At 63.5% G+C, this 19,894-nt stretch carries 19 protein-coding genes, 3 tRNA genes and 1 other RNA gene; 12 read left to right on the forward strand and 11 right to left on the reverse strand.

Annotation, left to right across the window (positions count from 1 at the left end):
* Positions 1 to 57: 57 nt before the first annotated feature.
* The 4 genes from IWY39_RS03160 to tkt form a co-directional block, all read right to left on the reverse strand.
* Complete coding sequence (locus IWY39_RS03160; protein WP_019053630.1) at positions 58 to 963, reverse strand: fructose bisphosphate aldolase; 906 nt, start codon at positions 961 to 963, stop codon at positions 58 to 60.
* A 69-nt stretch (positions 964 to 1,032) separates the two neighbouring features.
* Positions 1,033 to 2,235 (reverse strand): phosphoglycerate kinase, encoded by a 1,203-nt coding sequence (locus tag IWY39_RS03165; RefSeq protein ID WP_107124612.1) that lies wholly within the window; start codon positions 2,233 to 2,235, stop codon positions 1,033 to 1,035.
* A gap of 58 nt (positions 2,236 to 2,293) precedes the next feature.
* On the reverse strand, positions 2,294 to 3,301 hold the full coding sequence (gap, locus tag IWY39_RS03170; protein ID WP_196871391.1) for a type I glyceraldehyde-3-phosphate dehydrogenase: 1,008 nt from the start codon (positions 3,299 to 3,301) through the stop codon (positions 2,294 to 2,296).
* 29 nt (positions 3,302 to 3,330) lie between these two features.
* Positions 3,331 to 5,298, reverse strand: coding sequence for a transketolase (gene tkt, locus IWY39_RS03175; protein WP_107124614.1), 1,968 nt, complete (start codon positions 5,296 to 5,298; stop codon positions 3,331 to 3,333).
* Between the two features lie 194 nt (positions 5,299 to 5,492).
* On the opposite strand from tkt, the gene IWY39_RS03180 reads away from it, so the two are divergent.
* From IWY39_RS03180 to IWY39_RS03195, 5 genes are all read left to right on the forward strand, one after another.
* Entirely contained in the window at positions 5,493 to 5,684 is a 192-nt protein-coding gene (locus IWY39_RS03180; RefSeq protein ID WP_107124694.1) for a hypothetical protein, read from the forward strand.
* On the forward strand, positions 5,677 to 6,012 hold the full coding sequence (locus IWY39_RS03185) for a cell division protein ZapA (RefSeq protein ID WP_107124615.1): 336 nt from the start codon (positions 5,677 to 5,679) through the stop codon (positions 6,010 to 6,012). Before IWY39_RS03180 ends, IWY39_RS03185 begins: the two co-directional genes overlap by 8 nt.
* Before the next feature lie 11 nt (positions 6,013 to 6,023).
* Positions 6,024 to 6,180, forward strand: a non-coding RNA gene (ssrS, locus tag IWY39_RS24535) — 6S RNA.
* A gap of 122 nt (positions 6,181 to 6,302) precedes the next feature.
* Positions 6,303 to 6,899, forward strand: coding sequence for a 5-formyltetrahydrofolate cyclo-ligase (locus IWY39_RS03190; protein WP_019053624.1), 597 nt, complete (start codon positions 6,303 to 6,305; stop codon positions 6,897 to 6,899).
* Complete coding sequence (locus IWY39_RS03195; RefSeq protein ID WP_019053623.1) at positions 6,896 to 7,132, forward strand: DUF2842 domain-containing protein; 237 nt, start codon at positions 6,896 to 6,898, stop codon at positions 7,130 to 7,132. The genes IWY39_RS03190 and IWY39_RS03195 overlap by 4 nt, the downstream gene beginning before the upstream one ends.
* Before the next feature lie 43 nt (positions 7,133 to 7,175).
* On the opposite strand, the gene IWY39_RS03200 is transcribed toward IWY39_RS03195, so the two are convergent.
* The 3 genes from IWY39_RS03200 to IWY39_RS03210 form a co-directional block, all read right to left on the reverse strand.
* Positions 7,176 to 7,252 (reverse strand) — tRNA-Asp (locus tag IWY39_RS03200).
* An 82-nt stretch (positions 7,253 to 7,334) separates the two neighbouring features.
* Positions 7,335 to 7,411: transfer RNA gene (locus IWY39_RS03205), tRNA-Asp, on the reverse strand.
* A gap of 42 nt (positions 7,412 to 7,453) precedes the next feature.
* Entirely contained in the window at positions 7,454 to 8,608 is a 1,155-nt protein-coding gene (locus IWY39_RS03210) for an AI-2E family transporter (RefSeq protein ID WP_026002257.1), read from the reverse strand.
* A gap of 170 nt (positions 8,609 to 8,778) precedes the next feature.
* Between IWY39_RS03210 and IWY39_RS03215 the strand changes: the two genes are divergently transcribed.
* Complete coding sequence (locus IWY39_RS03215) at positions 8,779 to 9,252, forward strand: hypothetical protein (protein WP_017182387.1); 474 nt, start codon at positions 8,779 to 8,781, stop codon at positions 9,250 to 9,252.
* A 3-nt stretch (positions 9,253 to 9,255) separates the two neighbouring features.
* Here IWY39_RS03215 and IWY39_RS03220 read toward each other — a convergent pair whose 3' ends face one another.
* The 4 genes from IWY39_RS03220 to thyA form a co-directional block, all read right to left on the reverse strand.
* Positions 9,256 to 10,584 (reverse strand): dihydrolipoamide acetyltransferase family protein, encoded by a 1,329-nt coding sequence (locus IWY39_RS03220; RefSeq protein ID WP_107124616.1) that lies wholly within the window; start codon positions 10,582 to 10,584, stop codon positions 9,256 to 9,258.
* A 5-nt stretch (positions 10,585 to 10,589) separates the two neighbouring features.
* Positions 10,590 to 11,594, reverse strand: coding sequence for an alpha-ketoacid dehydrogenase subunit beta (locus IWY39_RS03225; protein ID WP_107124695.1), 1,005 nt, complete (start codon positions 11,592 to 11,594; stop codon positions 10,590 to 10,592).
* A gap of 41 nt (positions 11,595 to 11,635) precedes the next feature.
* Positions 11,636 to 12,931 carry a 3-methyl-2-oxobutanoate dehydrogenase (2-methylpropanoyl-transferring) subunit alpha gene (locus IWY39_RS03230; protein ID WP_196871392.1) on the reverse strand — a complete coding sequence of 432 codons (1,296 nt, stop codon included), beginning with the start codon at positions 12,929 to 12,931 and terminating at the stop codon, positions 11,636 to 11,638.
* Positions 12,932 to 13,051: 120 nt separating this feature from the next.
* Positions 13,052 to 13,975, reverse strand: a complete 924-nt coding sequence (gene thyA, locus IWY39_RS03235; protein ID WP_181316722.1) for a thymidylate synthase — start codon at positions 13,973 to 13,975, stop codon at positions 13,052 to 13,054.
* A 175-nt stretch (positions 13,976 to 14,150) separates the two neighbouring features.
* Between thyA and IWY39_RS03240 the strand changes: the two genes are divergently transcribed.
* The 6 genes from IWY39_RS03240 to IWY39_RS03265 all read left to right on the forward strand — a co-directional run bounded on the left by IWY39_RS03240 (position 14,151) and on the right by IWY39_RS03265 (position 19,893).
* Positions 14,151 to 14,441 carry a JAB domain-containing protein gene (locus tag IWY39_RS03240; RefSeq protein WP_107124618.1) on the forward strand — a complete coding sequence of 97 codons (291 nt, stop codon included), beginning with the start codon at positions 14,151 to 14,153 and terminating at the stop codon, positions 14,439 to 14,441.
* 102 nt (positions 14,442 to 14,543) lie between these two features.
* A tRNA-Pro gene (locus IWY39_RS03245) sits at positions 14,544 to 14,620 on the forward strand.
* Positions 14,621 to 14,905: 285 nt separating this feature from the next.
* Complete coding sequence (locus IWY39_RS03250) at positions 14,906 to 16,540, forward strand: TldD/PmbA family protein (protein WP_107124619.1); 1,635 nt, start codon at positions 14,906 to 14,908, stop codon at positions 16,538 to 16,540.
* A 20-nt stretch (positions 16,541 to 16,560) separates the two neighbouring features.
* Complete coding sequence (locus tag IWY39_RS03255; RefSeq protein WP_107124620.1) at positions 16,561 to 17,895, forward strand: TldD/PmbA family protein; 1,335 nt, start codon at positions 16,561 to 16,563, stop codon at positions 17,893 to 17,895.
* Positions 17,896 to 18,096: 201 nt separating this feature from the next.
* The gene (locus tag IWY39_RS03260) at positions 18,097 to 18,765 is read left to right on the forward strand and encodes a DUF4159 domain-containing protein (protein ID WP_181316724.1); all 669 of its coding nucleotides are present in this window, start codon (positions 18,097 to 18,099) and stop codon (positions 18,763 to 18,765) included.
* 138 nt (positions 18,766 to 18,903) lie between these two features.
* Positions 18,904 to 19,893, forward strand: coding sequence for an AAA family ATPase (locus IWY39_RS03265; RefSeq protein ID WP_107124621.1), 990 nt, complete (start codon positions 18,904 to 18,906; stop codon positions 19,891 to 19,893).
* Position 19,894: the final 1 nt, after the last annotated feature.

A 19,894-nucleotide genomic window follows, 5' to 3' on the forward strand; every position in this document is an offset into this window, starting at 1 on the left:
CATAGCAGAGGAGCGCGAAAGGGGGGCCGGGCGGGCCTGCGCCCACCCGACCGGCAATCAGGCAGCGACGGGCGTTTTCGCGACCGACGCGCCGTGGATTTCGTCAATCGCTTCGCCCAGCGAGGCGTTGAATTCATCATCGCTCATCTGGTGGCGCAGATCGTTGAGCAGCGCGCGGCTGAAGCTGGCGATGATGCCGCGATTCTTCGCCAGTTCGACGCAGGCTTCCGGACGGGCAAAGCCGCCCGACAGGGCCACGACGCGCAGGACGCGGGGGTGATCGACCAGCGGGTCGAACAGGCCCGGCTGGACCGGCAGCGACAGCTTGAGCATCACCTGCTGATCAGCGGGCAGCGCATCGAGCGCCTTGAGCAGTTCGTCGAGCAGGATCGCGTCAGCCTCGGCCCGCTCCGGCGACTTGATGTTCACTTCCGGCTCGATGATCGGCATCAGGCCAGCGGCGAGCACTTGGCTACCGATTTCGAACTGCTGCTTGACGACCGCGGCGATGCCTTCGCGGTTGGCAAGGTTGATGACCGAGCGTTCCTTGGTTCCGAACACGCCCAGCCCCTTGGCGCGGTGCAGCAATATGTCGAGGTCGGGATTGGGCTTCATCACCTGAACGCCGTTCGCCTCATCCTCCAGACCCTTGTCGATCTTGATGAAGGGCACGACGCCGCGCTCGATCAGCGCCTGCGGGGTCGGCTTGCCATCGACGGTGCCGTCCATCGTGCGTTCAAACAGGATCGCGCCCAGCACCTTGTCGCCGGTGAACACGGGCGAGGTAATGATGCGGCTGCGCATCGCGTGGATCAGGCCGAACATTTCCTCGTCATTGGCCCACGCACCTTCTTCGATACCATAGCCCTTGAGCGCCTTGGGCGTCGATCCGCCGCTCTGGTCGAGTGCGGCGATAAAGCCTTCGCCTGTCGCAATCTTCTGTTTCTGAACCTGATCCAGCATCTGCACATACTCTCTCTTGAATGGGATAGCGCTGCCCTCTCCAAGACGGCGCTACCGTTGACCGGGTCGTCAGACCATCAAAGCCTTTACGCCCGGTAAATCCTTGCCTTCCATCCATTCCAGGAAAGCGCCGCCCGCCGTCGAGACGAAGGTGAAATCGGCTGCTGCCCCTGCATGGTTAAGGGCCGCCACAGTATCGCCGCCGCCAGCGACCGAGGTCAACTGGCCTTCCTTGGTCAGTGCCGCCGCGGTGCGGGCCAGCGCGACGGTCGCCGTGTCGAACGGCGCAATTTCGAACGCGCCCAACGGCCCGTTCCACACGAGCGTCCGGCAGGTCTTGAGCACATCGGCCAGCGCCTCGACAGCGGCGGGGCCAACATCGAGGATCATTTCGTCATCCGCAACCTCATGGACGTTGCAGGTGCGGACCGAGGGCGGGTTGGCGGCAAATTCCTTGGCCACCACCACGTCATAGGGAAGATGGATGGTGCAACCCGCCGCTTCCGCCGCGTCGAAAATGGCTTCGGCGGTGTCGGCCAGATCCTTTTCGCACAGCGATTTGCCGACATCGACCCCGCGCGCATGGAGGAAGGTGTTGGCCATGCCGCCACCGATGATCAGATGATCGACCTTGGTGACCAGATGGTTCAGTACGTCAAGCTTGGTCGACACCTTCGCGCCGCCGACGACGGCGGCGACCGGCTTGACCGGCGTGCCCAGCGCCGCTTGCAGCGCATCAAGTTCGCGCTCCATCGCACGCCCGGCGAAGGATGGCAGCTTGTGCGCCAGCCCTTCGGTCGAGGCATGGGCGCGGTGCGCGGCGGAAAAAGCGTCGTTGACGTAGAAATCAGCGATGGCCGCCATCGCATCGACCAAGGCGGGATCATTCTTTTCCTCGCCCGGATGGAAACGGGTATTTTCCAGGATCGCTATGTCACCGGCGCGCATCACGGCAATGCCGTCCCTCGCCGCGTCACCCTGGCAATCGGGAATGAACTGGACTTCGCGCCCCAGCACCTGGGTCAGGGGCCGGGTGATCTTCGAGAGCGAATATTCCGGGTTCTTCTGCCCCTTGGGACGGCCGAAATGGGCCAGGATCAGCACCTTGGCACCGCGATCGGCCAGTTCCAGCACGGTCGGCATGGCCGAACGCAGGCGGGTGTCATCGCTGACCGAGCCGTCCTGCATCGGCACATTCAGATCCTCGCGCACCAGCACGGCCTTGCCGTGAATGTCGCCCATATCATCGAGTGTCTTGAACGGCTTGGTCATGGATATTCCCTGTTGCTTCTCAACAAAAAGGGGACGGTTTTACCCGCCCCCGCTTCCCTTACAGGAACTTTGCCACCACGCCGCTGGTGTCGATCATGCGGTTGGAGAAGCCCCATTCATTGTCGTACCAGCTGAGCACGCGGACCAGCTTGCCGTCGATGACCGCCGTTTCCAGGCTGTCGACGGTCGAGGATGCCGGGTCGCCATTGAAATCGATCGAAACCAGCGGTTCGTCGGTATAGGCCAGAACGCCCTTCATCGGACCGTCGGCTGCGGCTTTCAGCAGGCCGTTGACTTCCTCGATCGTGGTGGCGCGGCTGGGGATGAACTTCAGGTCCACAACCGACACGTTCGGGGTCGGCACGCGCACCGACGAACCGTCCAGCTTGCCCTTGAGCGCAGGCAGAACTTCACCCACCGCGCGGGCGGCGCCCGTGGTGGTCGGGATCATCGACAGGGCAGCGGCGCGGGCGCGGCGCATGTCCTTGTGGATCTGGTCCAGCGTGTTCTGGTCGTTGGTGTAGCTGTGGATCGTCGTCATGAAGCCGCTTTCGATGCCGATGGCATCGTGCAGCACCTTGGCGAGCGGTGCCAGGCAGTTGGTCGTGCAGCTGGCGTTGGAAATGACGATGTCGTCAGCGGTCAGCGAGTCATGGTTGACGCCGAACACGATGGTCTTGTCCACGCCGGTTGCGGGCGCGGAAATGACGACGCGCTTGGCGCCAGCGGTCAGATGGGCGCTGGCCTTGGCCTTGTCCGCGAAGATGCCGGTGCATTCCAGGGCGATTTCCACGCCCTGCGCCGCGTGGGGCAGCTTGGCGGGGTCACGCTCGGCGGTCACGGCGATGCGCTTGCCGTCGATGACCAGGAAATCGCCATCGACGCTGACGCCGCCCTTCCAGTTGCCATGCACCGAATCGCGCTTGAACAGCAGGGCGTTCGCCTTGGCGTCGCCCAGGTCGTTGATGCTGACCAGTTCAAGATCATGGTCGGTGCGCGAAAGAATGGCGCGCGCCACCAGGCGACCGATACGTCCGAAACCGTTAATTGCTACCTTCGTTGCCACTGCACTAGCCTCCGCAAGTTGTTGTTCGGTCAGTTGTTGAGAGCAGCCACGATCTGCGGCGCAATCTTTGCGGCCGTCAGGCCGAAATGGTCGTAAAGCGCTTCGGCAGGCGCGGACGCGCCGAAACTGTCGATGCCAAAGCGCAGGCCAGCGATGCCGGTATGGCGTTCCCAGCCAAAGGTCGTGCCCGCCTCGATCGACACGCGCAGCACATGGTGCGGCAGCAGGTCGTCCTTGTAGCTTTGCGGCTGCGCGTCGAAATGCGTCCAGCTGGGCATGGAAACGACATCGGCGCCAATGCCCTGTTCTTCCAGCGCCCTGGCGGTATCGACTGCGATCTCGACTTCGGAGCCGGTGGCGATCAGAACCACCTTGCGCTCGGCGGTCGCTGCAACCAGGCGATAGGCGCCCTTGGACGACAGATTTTCGCTCTTTTCCGTGCGCAACTGCGGCAGGTTCTGGCGGGTGAGCGCCAGAACCGACGGGCCGGTTGCATCCTTCAGCGCAAGTTCCCAGCATTCTGCCGTCTCGACAATGTCGGCGGGGCGATAGACGTCCAGATTGGGGATCATCCGCATCGACATGACATGCTCGATCGGCTGATGGGTCGGACCATCTTCGCCAAGGCCGATGCTGTCATGGGTCAGCACATGGATGACGCGCTGCTGCTGGAGCGCGGCCAGGCGGATTCCAGCACGCATATAGTCCGAAAAGACGAGGAAGGTGCCGCCATAGGGGATGACGCCGCCATGCAGCGCCATGCCGTTCATCGCGCAGGCCATGCCGAATTCGCGAATGCCATAATAGACATAGCGACCCGCATAGTCATCGCGCGTCAACGGCTCGGTCGACTTGGTCTTGGTATTGTTGGAGCCGGTGAGGTCTGCCGAACCGCCCAGCGTTTCGGGCAACAGGTCGTTGATCGCGCCCAGCGCCAATTCGCTTGCCTTGCGGGTCGCGACCTTCTGCGGCGCGGCGATCAGGCTGTCGATATAGGCTTCCAGCGAGAAATTATCGGGCAGATCGCCAGCCATGCGGCGCGTGAATTCCGCGCCCTTTGCATCGCTTGCAAGGCGCGCTTCCCAGGCGGCGCGAACGTCGCTGCCCTTCGCGCCAATCGCCTGCCACGCGGCGGCAATGTCCTCAGGGATAACGAAGGGCGCTGCGTCCCAGCCCAGAAATTCGCGCGCGGCGGCGACTTCGGCCTCGCCCAGCGCGGACCCATGAACGCCCGACGTGCCTGCCTTGTTGGGCGAACCATATCCGATCTTGGTGGCGCAGGCGACCAGCGACGGGCGCGAATCAGCGACCGCCTCGGCCAGTGCGCGGCGCACATCGGCCACGTCATGGCCATCGCACGACACGACATGCCAGCCGGTCGCTTCGTAACGGGCGCGGACATCTTCGCTGCTCGACAGGTCGACAGCGCCGTCGATGGTGATCTTGTTATCGTCCCACAGCACGATCAGGCGGCCAAGGTTCAGGTGACCGGCCAGGCCAATCGCTTCATGGTTGATGCCTTCCATCAGGCAGCCATCGCCCGCAATCACCCAGGTGCGGTGATCGACCAGCGCGTCGCCGAACTGGGCGTTCAGGTGCCGCTCGGCAATCGCCATGCCCACGGCAGTGGCAAGGCCCGAACCCAGCGGGCCGGTAGTCGCCTCGACGCCAGCCAGCTCGAAATTTTCAGGATGCCCTGCGCACGGGCTGTGCAACTGGCGGAAATTGGCGATGTCCTCGATCGTCGGGCGCGCATAGCCGGTCAGGTGCAGCAGGCTGTAGATCAGCATCGAACCATGGCCAGCCGACAGGACGAAGCGGTCACGGTCGGCCCATTTGGGCTGGGTCGGATCGAATTTCAGATAATCGCTGAACAGCACCGTCGCGACGTCGGCCATGCCCATGGGCATGCCCGGATGGCCGCTATTGGCGGCCTGCACCGCGTCCATGGAGAGCGCGCGGATGGCGTTGGCGAGCGACTTATCGGAAACGGTCATCGGCAGCGTGTGTCTTTCCTGAGCAGGACGGGCCTCCCCGCAAGCTGTACGGGCGAGTCGAGATCGCGCCTCCTTTGTCGCGTCAAGCCCCATGCGTCAACCGCAGCGGGCCGGAAAGCGGCTACTTGTCCGCCCAATGATCGCTTTTGTACCGCATCAAGTTTCGCTATGCACAGGCTATGGCAAGCGAGCGCATGATGCAGGCAATTGGCACGCTGGAACGTGCAGTGGGTCGGCTCGAACAGGATGTGGCCCGCCTTGTGGCGGCCCCGCCCCCCTCCTCACCCTCCAATGGCGAACCGGATATGGATGTGGACGGCGCGCGCGCGGCGCTGCGGTCGCTCGATGAACTGATTGCCGATCTGAAGGGCCGGACCATTGGCTGAAACCACGCTGCACCTAGCCGGGCGTCATTATGACATCAGATGCCGCGATGGGGAGGAGGCGCATCTCGCCCATCTCGCCAGCCTGATCGAGGAAAAGGCGAAAGCGGCGCAGCAGGGCGCGCCGGGCATGACGGAGGTGCGCAGCCTGTTGTTCGCCGCGCTGTTCCTGGCCGACGAACTGAACGACATGCGCCGCGACACCGCAGCCCGCCAGCAAAGGCTGGCGCTGGAAGCAGAGGACGAACCGGCGGCGCAGGCGATAGAGGCGCTGGCGGCACGAATAGAAAAGCTGCGCACCGGGCTTGCCGCCCGCGCCACGGACGCCTAGATTGGGGTGGACGGGTACTGCCTGGTACGAGCTTTAGCGAACATCCCTGAGGCGATAATCACATCCTAGGGGGCTGTCCCTGGGCGGGTTCCGGCCCGATCTACATGGTCCCCACCTGACGTTGAGGCGTCAGAGGATTTTCCAGCAAACGGCCAAGGCGGTCCCGTCACCCTTCCAACGCAGGCGATCCAAATATAGACGTGCTCCCGCGCAGGCGGGAACATGGTGCGTACGGCAGGATCGGGTTCCCGCCTGCGCAGGAACATCATAGCGAACGGGCAGAGATACGAATGAACGGCGACACCATCGACAAGACGAGCTTGCGCCAGATCGCCCGCGATCGCCGCCGCGCGTTCGTCTCGACGCTTGACCCGCTGGCGCACCGGCTGGCGTTCAAGGTGCTGCCTTCACCCCTCGCCCGCCGCATCGCGGACGCGCAGGTGGTAGCGCTCTATATGGGACTGGACGATGAAGCCCCGGCGCAGCGGCTGGCGCAGCAACTGATCGCCATGGGCAAGACCGTGGCGTTGCCGCGCGTGCTGGATCGGCTGGGCAGCATGGACTTCCTGCGCTGGCAGCCTGACGACATATTGCTGCCCGGCCCGTTCCGCACCAGCCACCCAGCACCCGGCGATGGCCCGGTGACGCCGGACGTCATCATCGCTCCGCTGGTCGGATTCGACCGCGCGATGAACAGGCTGGGTCAGGGCGGCGGCTATTATGACCGCGCCTTTGCCCGCCTGCCCGACGCGCTGCGCATCGGCATTGCATGGTCGGTGCAGGAACAGGATATGGTTCCGGCCGACCCATGGGACTTGCCGCTGCACATGGTGCTGACCGAAGTGGAACTGATCGAAGGCCTTCCCGCCGCAGGAGCTGTCGCATGAACATAGACCCGCGCCATTATCATCAGCCCAGCTGGCGCAAGCCGGTGGGGATGCTGGCGATTGTCGGGCTGATCGCATTATGGGCGGTCATGGTGGCCAGCCTGTCCGGCATCATCGGCACGCTGCCGATATGGGCGCAGACGCCGATCTATGTCGTGCTGGGGATCGTGTGGATCTGGGTGCTGCCGCTGCGCCGCCTGCTCGCCTGGATGGAGACGGGGCGCTGGCGCTAAAGCCGACCATGTATCGAAGAAAACACTTTCCGATGAAGGAAAGTGGCGCGAGTGACGGGGCTCGAACCCGCGACCTCCGGCGTGACAGGCCGGCACTCTAACCAACTGAGCTACACCCGCGCAGGGTGACATCCGTTCGGGATTTCACTCCCCAGACGATGCTGTCTGATCCACCTTATTCCCACCTTCCTGTCAAGGAAAGTGGCGCGAGTGACGGGGCTCGAACCCGCGACCTCCGGCGTGACAGGCCGGCACTCTAACCAACTGAGCTACACCCGCGTTCGGTGTGGAAGCGCCGTCTATGTGCGTCCGCCGGGACTGTCAACCGTCCGTTTCGGCTGTTTTCGCATTCTCGTCACTTTCTTTGCGCGGCGCGACCGTCAGCGTCCCCTGCTCGAACAGGAAACCGGCGATATCCGGCGTGCCTGCGGCGGAAACGACGGTCTGGATGATGATCAGCAGCGGCACACCCAGCAGCGCGCCCGGCGTCCCCCACACCCAGCCCCAGAAGGTGAGCGACACCAGAATCAGCAGCGGGTTCATCGTCAGCCGCCGCCCCAGCACCGTCGGCGTGATGACGTTCGCCTCGACCAGATGGAAACCGACCTGCAAGGCCGCGGGCATCATGGCGACCCACACATCGTCAAATACCATCAGCCCGCCCAGCGCCAGCAGCACCGCCGCCAGCATGGGTCCGAAATAGGGGATGAAGTTGAGCAGCGCGACGATCCCGCCCCACATCAGGGGCGATGGCATACCGATCAGCCACAGTGCGAGCGCGACCGCCAGCCCCAGGCACAGGTTGATGACGGCGATGGTGATGACATAGGCCGATGTGGCGTCGACCACATTCTGGATCACCCGCGCCACCGCCAGCGCGCCGTCGAAACTGTCCCGGCTGTTGATCGTGCGCCGCCGCAGGCGGGTCCAGCCCGCCAGGAAGAAATAGATGATGAGCAGCGCAAACACCATCTGGATGATAGCCGCAGGGGCCGATGTGGCGGCAAATTGCAGCAGGGAACGCGGCGTGTCGACCGTCGCCGTCTGCGCCGCTGCAACCGGCCCTGTCGCCAGCATCTGCACCGTTTCGTCGACGAAGCGCTGGAGATTGGAGTAAAAATCGATCAGCGGAGCCAGGTTCGCCTGTATCTGTGGCAAACGCTGCGGCAGGATACGGAACCAGTCGGTCGCTGGCACGATGATCAGCACCAGCGCGGTATTGGCCACGATCAGAAAGCCGATCACCGCCAGCAGCGCGGCCAGCCCCGACGGCAACCGGCGCCGCTCCATCCATTCCAGCAGCGGCACCAGCGCGATCGCGATCACCAGCGCGGCGGTCAGCGGCAGGAAAAACTCCGCCCCCGCACGCAGCGCAAAGGGCAGCGCCAGAATCAGCCCGATCCCCGTCGTCAGCGCGATCGACGCGAGCAGCCGGTCGCGCCTGCGGTTGATTTCCAGCTGTTCCGGCGGTTTCACGGTGAATTGATTCTCCGGTCGAAAGACCCGCCAGATGTGCGCTCGCCGCCAGCGGGCGTCAATTTGCAAAGCGTCTCCGATCGTGGGCTGATCGCGGAAAAACAGTCGCTTAACCAAATATTGGGCCGGCCGTTCTAGGATGGGAACGGGGACGCAGAACGGGGACAGGCATGAAAGCCGCCACATTGTCATGGATCATCGCGCTGAGCGGCCTTGCCGTGCCGCACGCGGCATCGGCGCAACCGGGCGTCGAACTGGACACGCAGATGTTTGTCGAACGGGTGACAACCGACGTCAACGGACGGTCCCGCCGCATATTGGCAAGCGCTGACAAGGTCGCGCCCGGCGATCAGCTGATCGTCATCGTCCATTGGCGCAATGCGGGCAACGCGCCGCTGCGCGATCAGGCGGTGGTTCGCTCGCTGCCGCGCGGCATGCAGATCGACCCGACCGATCCGACGATGCAGGTGTCCGTCGACGGCGGCGCGCATTGGGGCCGGATGGATCAGCTATGGCTGCCCACGCCCCTGGGTGGCACGCGCCGCGCCGTGGCGGCAGACGTTACCCATATCCGCTGGTCGTTGCCGCAAGCGGTGCCGCCCGGCCATGCCGGACGGCTAAGCTATCGCGCGACTATGCGCTGATTATCAATCCACGAACAGAAGAGCGGGATTTTCCAGCAGTTTGCGGACGGCCTGAACATAGCTTGCCGCGTCCCAGCCATCGACGACGCGGTGGTCGCAGCTGATCGACAGGTTCATCAGCTTCGCCGCGACAATCTCCTTGCCCCGGAAAACGGGCCGCTCGATCACGCGGTTGGGACCGATGATCGCGACTTCGGGCCGGTTGATGACCGGCGTGGTGGCGATCCCGCCAAGCGGACCCAGCGACGTCAGCGTCAGGGTGGAGCCGGACAGTTCCTCCGACTTGGCCTTGCCCGACCGGGCAGCGTCGGCCAGGCGACGGATTTCCCCCGCCAACTGCCAGACATTGCGGTCCTGCGCGTCGCGGATCACCGGCACCATCAGCCCCGCATCGGTCTGCGTCGCCAGCCCCAGATGAACCGATCCGTGGCGCGTGACCACGCCCGCCTCATCATCATAACGGGCGTTGAGCATCGGAAAGTCGGGCAAAGTCTTGCAGATGGCGACGATCAGCAGTGGCAACATGGTCAGCTTGGGCTTGTCGCCCCGGCTGGCGTTGAGCTGTTCGCGCAAGGCTTCCAGCGCGGTGACGTCGATTTCCTCGACATAGGTGAAATGGGGAATGTGCCGTTTGGACGCGGCCATATTCTCCGCAATCCGGCGGCGCATGCCGATGACCTTGACCTGCTCGTCGGGGCGGCGCGCCGATTTTCCCGCCGCGCGATAGCCCTGCCCCTGTCCGTAGAGCAGATAGGCGTCGAGATCGGCATGGCGAATATGATCGCCCGCCGACTTCACCTGCGCGAGGTCGATACCCAGATCCTTCGCACGGGCGCGGACGGCTGGAGAGGCGAGGATGGGGGATGAAGCCTCATGCCCGCTTCCGTTAGGGCTGAGCGAAGTCGAAGCCTTCGGCTCAGCCGCAGGCGACGCCGCCTCTCCTTCGGTTCGGCTGGGCCGTTCGACAGGCTCCGCGCCTGCCCCCGGCTCGATCGCGGGGCGAACGGATGTCGGTTCCTCGATAACCGCTTCACCCGGCACTTCCGCCTCGATCGCCTCGACCGATGGCGGCGGCGCGGCGACATCCTCGCCTTCCACCTCGATCTCGACCAGCATGCTGCCGATCGACACCTGATCGCCCTCCTCGCCCGCCAGTCGCACGACGGTCCCCGCGACCGGGCTTTCCATCTCGACCGTCGCCTTGTCGGTCATCATGTCGGCTATCGGCTGGTCCTCTTCGACCCGGTCGCCGACCTTGACGTGCCAACCGACGATTTCGGCCTGCGCAATGCCTTCGCCGATGTCCGGCAGCTTGAATGTGAACAGAGCCATGGCGCTCAATCCTTCATGATCTTGTTGATGGCTTCGCGGATGCGGACGGGGCCGGGGAAATAGGCCCATTCCAGGCTGTGCGGATAGGGCGTGTCGAACCCGGTCACCCGCTCGATCGGCGCTTCGAGATAGTGGAAGCAGCGTTCCTGCACCTGCGCCAGCAGCTCCGCGCCAAAACCGCTGGTGCGGGTCGCTTCATGCACGATCAGGCAGCGGCCGGTCTTTTTCACCGACGCTTCGATCGTTTCGATGTCGAGCGGGACGAGGCTGCGCAGGTCGACGATCTCCGCGTCCAGCCCCAGCATCGCAACGGTATGTTTGACGACATGGACCATCGTGCCATAGCACAGGATGGTCAGCGCCCCGCCCGCCCGCGCGATCCGCGCCTTGCCCAGCGGGATGCGGTAATAGCCGGTCGGCACCTGCGCGTCGCGATGCCCGGCCCAGCTGGTCGCCGGCGTGTCATATTCGCCATCGAACGGGCCGTTATAGATGCGCTTGGGTTCAAAGAAGATCGTCGGATCATTATCCTCGATCGCCGCGATCAGCAGCCCCTTGGCATCATAGGGGGTGGACGGGATGACCGTCTTGATCCCCGAACAATGGGTGAAAATGCCTTCGGGTGACTGGCTGTGCGTCTGCCCGCCGAAAATCCCGCCGCCAAAGGGCGATCGCACCGTCATGGGCGCGATGAACTCGCCCGCCGAACGATAGCGCAGCCGCCCCGCTTCGGACACAAGCTGGTCGAGCGCGGGATAGATATAGTCGGCAAACTGGATTTCCGGCACGGGCCGCAGGCCATAGGCGCCCATGCCGACCGCCACGCCAATGATACCGCATTCGGTGATCGGCGTGTCGAACACGCGGTTCTTGCCATATTTCTGTTGCAACCCGGCGGTGGCGCGGAACACGCCGCCGAAAAAGCCGACATCCTCGCCCATCACCACGACGGTGGGGTCGCGTTCCATCATCACGTCCATGGCGCTGTTGATCGCCTGGATCATGTTCATCTGCTGCACGTCCGTGCCTGCGTCTTGCGTCATGACATCACTCACAGCCCCGCCGCCTTCCATTCGTCCAGCATCTGCTGCTGCTGTTCCTTCAGGTGCCGGGGCATCTCCTCGAACACATCCTCGAACATGCTTTCCATCGGATGGTGGAGGCCATGGCCAAGGATGCCGTTCTTTTCCGCCTCGCGGGCGGCGTCGCGGACCAGTTCGGCCAATTCCTTGTCCATCGCGGCGTGGCGGTCCTCGTCCCAGATGCCAAGGGCGATGCAGTGCTGCTTCAACCGCGCGATCGGATCGCCCAGCGGCCACAGGCTGCTTTCTTCGGCAGAGCGATAGGCGGACGGATCATCCGATGTGCTGTGCCCCTCCACCCGATAGGTGAAATGTTCGATCAGCGTCGGCCCGGCATTGGCGCGCGCCCGGTCCGCGGCCCAGCGGGTCGCGGCATAGACCGCCAGCACGTCATTGCCATCGACGCGCAGGCCGGCAATGCCATAGCCCACGGCGCGCGCGGCAAAGGTCGTCGCCTCCGCCCCGGCAAAGCCCGAAAAGCTGCTGATCGCCCACTGGTTGTTCACGATGTTCATGATGACGGGCGCGCGATAGACGCTGGCGAAGGTGCAGGCGCTGTGAAAGTCGCCCTCCGCCGTCGATCCTTCGCCGCACCAGGTCGCCGCGATCCGGGTGTCGCCGCGCGCTGCGCTCGCCATCGCCCAGCCGACCGCCTGGGGATATTGGGTGGTCAGATTGCCGGAGATCGAGAAGAATCCGGCATCCCGCGCCGAATACATGATGGGCAGCTGGCGGCCCTTCAGCCGGTCGCCCTTGTTCGAATAGATCTGGTTCATCATGTCGATGATCGGCCAGTCGCGGGCGATCAATATGCCCTGCTGGCGATAGCTGGGGAAACACATGTCGTCGCGGTCCAGCGCCAGCGCCGCGCCGATCGACACGGCTTCCTCACCCGTCGACTTCATGTAGAAACTGGTCTTGCCCTGCCGCTGCGCCCGGAACATGCGCGCATCGAACGCGCGGGTCAGCGCCATGGTGCGCAGCATCCGCAAGAGCGTTTCAGGGGGCAGATTGGGATTCCACTGGCCCACCGCCGCGCCATTTTCGTCCAGCACGCGCACCAGCCCATAGGCCATGTCGCGCATCGTCGCGGGCTGCGCCGTCTCGTCGGGCCGTGGTGCCGCGTCGGCAGCGGGAATGTCGAAATGGGTGAAGTCCGCGCTCTCGCCGGGCCGGGCTGGCGGTTCGGGAACGTGCAGGCGCAGCGGGGGGAAATTATGCCCGGCCTTGCCCTGCAATCCTGCCGAATCGTGGGGATCGGTCATCCTGCCTCCTATGCTGCATCGCAATAATGTTGCTTGCTAATAACATTATATTACGTCGCCGCGAAAGGCAAGCCTTCCTGACCCATTTTTCCTCGTCGCCATGTTCGGCTCACTGTCGGCCTAGACAGCAACCGGCGCAGCAATATGGGCCTGCGGCGTATAGTCAGTCACCTCGAAATCCTCGATCGCGTAGCTGAAAATGTCCGAAGGCCGCCGATTGATCCGCAGCTTTGGCGCGCCCGACGGAATTCTCTCCATCTGCTCCTCCACCAACGCAGTGTGGTTAAGGTACAGATGGACGTCGCCACCCTGCCAGACCACCTCGCCCGGCTCCAGATCGCATTGCTGCGCCAGCATCCGTGTGATCATCGACAGGCCGAATATGTTGAACGCAAAGCCCAGCCCCAGGTCGCAACTGCGCTGAAACAGCAGGCCGTTGAGCTTCCCGTTCGCGACCTGGAACTGATAGGTCATATGACAGGGCGGCAGCGCCATATTGGCGACTTCCGCCACGTTCCAGCCGGTAAACAGCAGGCGGCGAGACCCCGGCGTCGACCGGATCGCCGCGACCAGATCGGCAATCTGGTTATGCCCTTTCTCCGCGCGCCGGTAGAGCCCCTCTCCCGCCGCCTCGTAACGCGGCCAGTTGACCCATTGCGCGCCATAGACCGGCCCCAGATCCCCCCATTTCAATGCGAACGCCTCATCCTCGATGATTCGCGCCTCGAACGCATCCCGGTCGATCGCCTCGCCGGTGGCGCGGCGATAGGCATCCAGCGGCCAGTCGGTCCAGATATGGACGCCCTGCCGCACCAGTTCGCGAATATTGGTGTCGCCCGACAGGAACCACAGCATCTCGCGGGCTGCGACCTTCCAGTAAACTCGCTTGGTCGTCAGCAGCGGCACTGCGTCGTCGGCCAGCGAAAAGCGCATCGTCGCACCCAGGATCGACCGGGTGCCAACCCCGGTGCGGTCGATCCGTTCGTCGCCATGACGCCAGATATGGCGCATCAGGTCTATATATTGCTGCTCATAATGGGGCATCGTGTCGCGCAAGGGCGGGCATCCTGTATGAAGGCTGTGGATCACCGCCCGCTGTAGCCCAGCCAGTCCCGCCCGCCAATCTCCCCTTCATTCCGGACCAGAATAGGGGGCTATTCAACCAGAATGGCGCGGCTTGGGCTGGCGTGGCGAAGCCGGCCCGCGTCACATTTCCCGTATGGCCGGACTGGAGCTCATCATCCTTGACGCCGCCTGGCGCCCGCGCGACCGCGTGCCGCTGGCGGACGACTGGCGCGCCGTCGTCAGCCAGTTGCTGGCGCTGGACGGGCAGTGGCTGGCGCTTCACCAGCAACGACCCGGCGTTGCCGTCGCCCTGCCCCGTCCGACCGACATCGCCCTGACCCGCACCCTCGCCCGGCGGCTCCGCCCGCTCGACATGCGGCTGGCCGACCATATGATAGAGGCCGGGGAAAGCCGGTTCAGCTTCCGCGCAGCCGGGCTTTTGTGAGACGCAAAAAAAGCCGCTCTGGCCGCTTGCCAGCCTGAAAAGCCGCCTCTATAGGCTGCGGCCTGCCTTACGGGGTCGCCTCATCGCGGCTTCGGCATCGGTCGGGGAATAGCTCAGCCTGGTAGAGCACTGTCTTCGGGAGGCAGGGGCCGGAGGTTCGAATCCTCTTTCCCCGACCACATTTCTTCACAGCATCCGGATATGATCCACCCCGCCGGGGGAAAAGGCCGTGCGCGGCCCGATTTGTTGCGTCCACGCAACGTGCGGCCTGCCCTGCCATGGCCAGCATCTTTCGACAGATGTCATATGTCGAAAGCGGGCAAGGTAAAGTTGTGCAGTCGTAAAAGATGTTTGACCCAGCCCTGCCCTGCCGCGATGATCCCACCCATCGGTACGGCCAACCGGCCGCATCCCAAGCACAATCCGACCCGCTTGACGCGGGCATTTGCAGGTGGAGACGAACCTTGCACAGAAGAGATTTCCTGGCCTTTGGCACCATGGGCATAGGCGGCCTGATCCTGCCTTCGATGTTCGGCAAGGTGATTGCCGCGGAGGAACTGAACAGCGCCATCGACGTCACCGTGAAGAAGGCACTGGCCGACGCGGCGTTGAATGCCGCCAAGAGCGCTGGCGCAACCTATTGCGATGTGCGCGTGGGCCGTTACCTGCGCCAGTTCGTCATCACCCGCGAACGCAATGTCGAAAATGTCGTCAACACCGAATCGACCGGCGTTGGCATCCGCGTGATCGCAAATGGCGCCTGGGGCTTTGCCGCCACCAACGATATGACAAGGGAAGCCGTGGCCAAGGCAGCGGCAGAGGCCGTCGCCATTGCAAAGGCCAATGCGCCCACCCAGTCCGCCCCGGTTCAGCTTGCCCCGGTCAAGGGCGCGGGTGAAGTCAGCTGGCGCACGCCGATCGTCAAGAACAGCATGACCGTGCCGATCAAGGACAAGGTCGACCTGCTGATGGGCGTGAACGCCGCTGCCATGGACGCGGGCGCGGACTTCATCCGCTCCATCCTGTTCCTGGTCAATGAGCAAAAATATTTCGCCAGCACCGACGGCAGCTATATCGACCAGGATGTGCACCGCATCTGGGCGCCGATGGAAGTCACCGCCGTCGACAAGACGACGGGCAAGTTCCGCGTCCGCGAAGGCCTGTCGGCGCCGATGGGGCTGGGCTTTGAATATCTGGACGGCGCAGCGTCCGGCAAGACCGTGCTGCCCAATGGCGTCACCGTCTATGGCAACAGCTATGACATGAAGGAAGATGCGATCGCCGCCGCCAAGCAGGCGCGCGCGAAGATCAATGCGCCTTCCGTCAAGCCCGGCAAATATGATCTGGTGCTCGACCCCTCGCACACCTGGCTCACCATCCACGAATCGGTCGGCCATCCGCTCGAGCTCGACCGGGTGCTGGGATATGAAGCCAATTATGCCGGCACCAGCTTTGCCACGATGGACAAGCTGCAAAGCCATTTCCAATATGGCAGCGACAAGGTGAATATCGTCGCGGACAAGACCCAGCCCGGCAGTCTGGGCGCGGTCGCCTATGATGATGAAGGCGTCAAGACCAAGAAGTGGGACCTGATCCGCGACGGCAAGCTGGTCGGCTATCAGGCGATCCGCGATCAGGCGCATATCGAGGGCAAGAGCGAGAGCGACGGCTGCTGCTATGCCGACAGCTGGTCCAACGTCCAGTTCCAGCGCATGGCGAACGTCAGTCTGGAACCCGGCAAGGCCAAGCAGAGCGTCGCCGACATGATCGCCAATGTCGAAGATGGCGTCTACATCATCGGCGACGGCAGCTTCTCGATCGACCAGCAGCGCTATAATGCGCAATTTGGCGGTCAGCTCTTCTACGAGATCAAGAACGGCAAGATCACCCAGCAGATCGAGGATGTCGCCTACCAGATCCGCACGCCGGAATTCTGGAATGCCTGTGCGGGCGTATGCGACGCCAGCGACTATCGCCTGGGCGGCTCCTTCTTCGACGGCAAGGGCCAGCCTGCGCAGGTTTCGGCCGTATCGCACGGCTCCAGCACCGCGCGTTTCAACGGCATCAACGTCATCAACACCGCCCGTTCGCTCGGTTGATCGGTCAGGGAGAGAAAAATATGAGCATCCTTTCCGAAGCACAGGCCAAGGCGATCCTGACCAAGGTCGTGGGCTTTTCCAAGGCGGACGAATGCACCGCGCAGCTGACCGGTTCGACCCGCGGCAATGTGCGCTTTGCCCGCAACGACGTGTCGACCGCTGGCATTACCGACAATATTGATCTGTCTGTGCAGGTCGCCTTTGGCAAACGGGTCGGCATCGCGACCATCAACCAGTTTGACGACGCCGCGCTGGAGCGCGTGGTGCGCCGGGCGGAGGAACTGGCGAAGCTGGCCCCGGAAAACCCGGAATTCATGCCCGCCGTCGACAAGCAGACCTACACGCCGACGCCGACATTCAGCCCCGCGACCGCCGGGATTACCGCCGCCTATCGCGCCAAGGTGGCGAGCGATTCGATCGCGCCCTGCCGCGCCGAAAAGCTGATCGCGGCAGGCTATCTTGAGGATCAGGCCGGGTTCGTCGCCTTCCTCAACAGCAAGGGCAATTACGGGTATCAGACCGGCACGAGCGCCGATTATACCTGCACCGTCCGCACCGAGGATGGGCGCGGCTCCGGTTGGGTCGGGCATAATGTGCAGGACGTCGCCAACTTCAACGCAAGCGAGGATATTCGCGTCGCGATGCGCAAGGCCAGTGCGTCAGCGGACGCCAAGGCGCTGGAACCGGGCAAATATACGGTCATTCTGGAACCGGCGGCAGCCGCTGGCCTCATTCAGTTCATGTTCTTTTTCTTCGACGCGCGCTCCGCCGACGAAGGCCGCAGCTTCCTCTCGAAAAAGGGTGGCGGCAACAAGCTGGGCGAACAGGTGTTCGGGCCGCAGGTCAACTTCTTCGCCGACCCGGCTTATCCGGGCGCTGCCGTCTATCCCTGGGATGAGGAAGGCCTGCCGCGCACGAAAATGCCGATCGTCGAGAATGGCAAACTCGTGAACATGGAATATTCGCGCTACTGGTCGCAAAAGCAGGGCAAGCCCGCCATGGCGCAGCCCGGCAACCTGATCATGACCGGCGGCACCAAATCGACTGCGGATCTGGTGCGCACGACCGAGCGGGGCATATTGGTGTCGCGTACCTGGTATATCCGCATGGTCGATCCGCAGACGGTGCTGCTGACGGGCCTGACCCGCGACGGCACCTTCTATATCGAAAATGGCCAGATCAAATATCCGATCAAGAATTTCCGCTTCAACGAATCCCCGGTCATCATGCTCAACAATGTCGAAGAGTTGGGCAAACCCGTCCGCGTGAAAGGCGACGAAGCGGACACGCCAATCATCGTGCCGCCGATGAAGCTGCGCGATTTTACCTTCACGTCGCTGTCGGACGCGGTGTGATATCAACGACCATCATCCTCCCCTGCAAGGGGAGGTGGCTGGCCAACGGCCAGACGGAGGGGTGTCGCCCTATCGAAAGCAGGACACCCCTCCGTCAGCACTTCGTGCTGCCACCTCCCCCGCCGGGGGAGGATTTCCCTGACGGAACAACTCTCGTTGCATGACTCTCAAATCCTGAGACGCCGGGCGTTTATGCATTTGATGGCGGGCGGTCTGGCCAGCGCAATGCTGGCCCGACCGCTCGCGGCCGCGGAGGGCTATGATTTCTGGTTCACGCGACTGCGATATGATTCGGGCGACTGGGATGTCGACCAGCGGATGCCGTCCAACCTGATCACGTCGCTGATCGACTATACGACATTGCGGGTGGACCCGAAGGAGCATGTCATCGCCCTGTCCGACCCCAGGATGCTGACCGCGCCCTTCTGTTATCTGGCCGGGCACAAGCTGGTGGAGTTTTCGACGGCAGAACGGCGCAATTTCGAACGCTATGTACGCAATGGCGGGTTCGTGCTGGTCGATGATTGCAACCACGATATTGACGGCCTGTTCGCCCGGTCGTTCGAAGCGCAGATGGCCAAGATTTTCGGCAGCAAGGCGCTCAAGCAACTGCCCAATACGCACCCGCTCTATCGGTCCTTCTTCAAATTTGACGGCCCGCCCAATACCGGCTTCGAACTGAATGGCTGGGGCGACGATCTGGTTCATGACTATCTCAAAGGGATAGAGATAGAGGGGCGGCTGGGCGTGCTCTACAGCAACAAAGATTATGGCTGCGAATGGGACTATGACTGGCGCAACAAGCGGTTCCTGGCCGAGGACAACACCCGGTTCGGCGTCAATATCGTGATGTATGCGCTATCGGTGTGATCGATAATTTTTACGCCTCCAATTAAACCCCGTTCGGGCTGAGCCTGTCGAAGCCTTGTTCTTCCCTTCAAGAAGGACGCCCCTTCGACAGGCGCAGGGTGAACGGTAAGCATGAAATTGCCCAGTAAGGGACCGTCTATGACCAGCATCACCGAAGCCGATATTCAGGGCCAGCTTGCCCGCCTGACCGAGTTGCGCGCCGCAATTGGCCAGGCGATCGTTGGGCAGAGTGAAGTCGTCGAACAATTGCTGATCGGGCTGCTTGCGGGCGGTCATTGCCTGCTGGAGGGCGTGCCGGGACTGGGCAAGACATTGCTGGTCCGCTCGCTGGGCGAAGCGCTGAAGCTGGACTTCCGCCGCGTCCAGTTCACCCCCGACCTGATGCCCAGCGACATATTGGGCACCGAACTGCTGGAGGAGGATCATGGCACCGGCCATCGCAGCTTCCGCTTCCAGAAGGGGCCGGTGTTCACCAACCTGCTGCTGGCCGACGAACTCAACCGCACCCCGCCCAAGACGCAGGCCGCGCTGCTGGAAGCGATGCAGGAAAAGACCGTCAGCTATGCCGGCGTGACGCACCGGCTGCCAGCGCCCTTCTTCGTGCTGGCGACGCAGAACCCGCTGGAACAGGCGGGCACCTATCCCCTGCCCGAAGCGCAGCTGGACCGCTTCCTGCTGCACATCCGCGTCGACTATCCGACCGAGCAGGAAGAACAGGATATTCTGGCCCAGACCACAGGGGCGAAGGCGAACGCCGTACCCGCCGTGATGCATGGCGATGAAGTGCTGGCCCTCCAGGCCTGGGTGCGTCAGGTGCATTTCAGCGACGATCTGCTCCGCTGGGTCACCCGCATGGTGCGGGCCAGCCGCCCCGGCGATGGCGCGCCCGACGAGATCCGCAAATATGTAAAATGGGGCGCGGGACCGCGCGCTGGCCAGTCACTGATCCTGACGGCCAAGGCGCGCGCATTGCTCCATGGGCGGCTTGCCGCCACGCGGGAAGATATTATTGCGCTCGCCGCGCCGGTCATGCGCCACCGCCTGCTCCTGTCCTTCGCGGCGGAGGCAGAGGGGCGTAGCGCCGACGATGTCGTGGCCGCCTTGCTGCGCGCCGTCCCGCTTAGCTGAA

It is taken from the genome of Sphingobium sp. JAI105, assembly GCF_015752145.1.
Taxonomy (GTDB): domain Bacteria; phylum Pseudomonadota; class Alphaproteobacteria; order Sphingomonadales; family Sphingomonadaceae; genus Sphingobium; species Sphingobium xenophagum.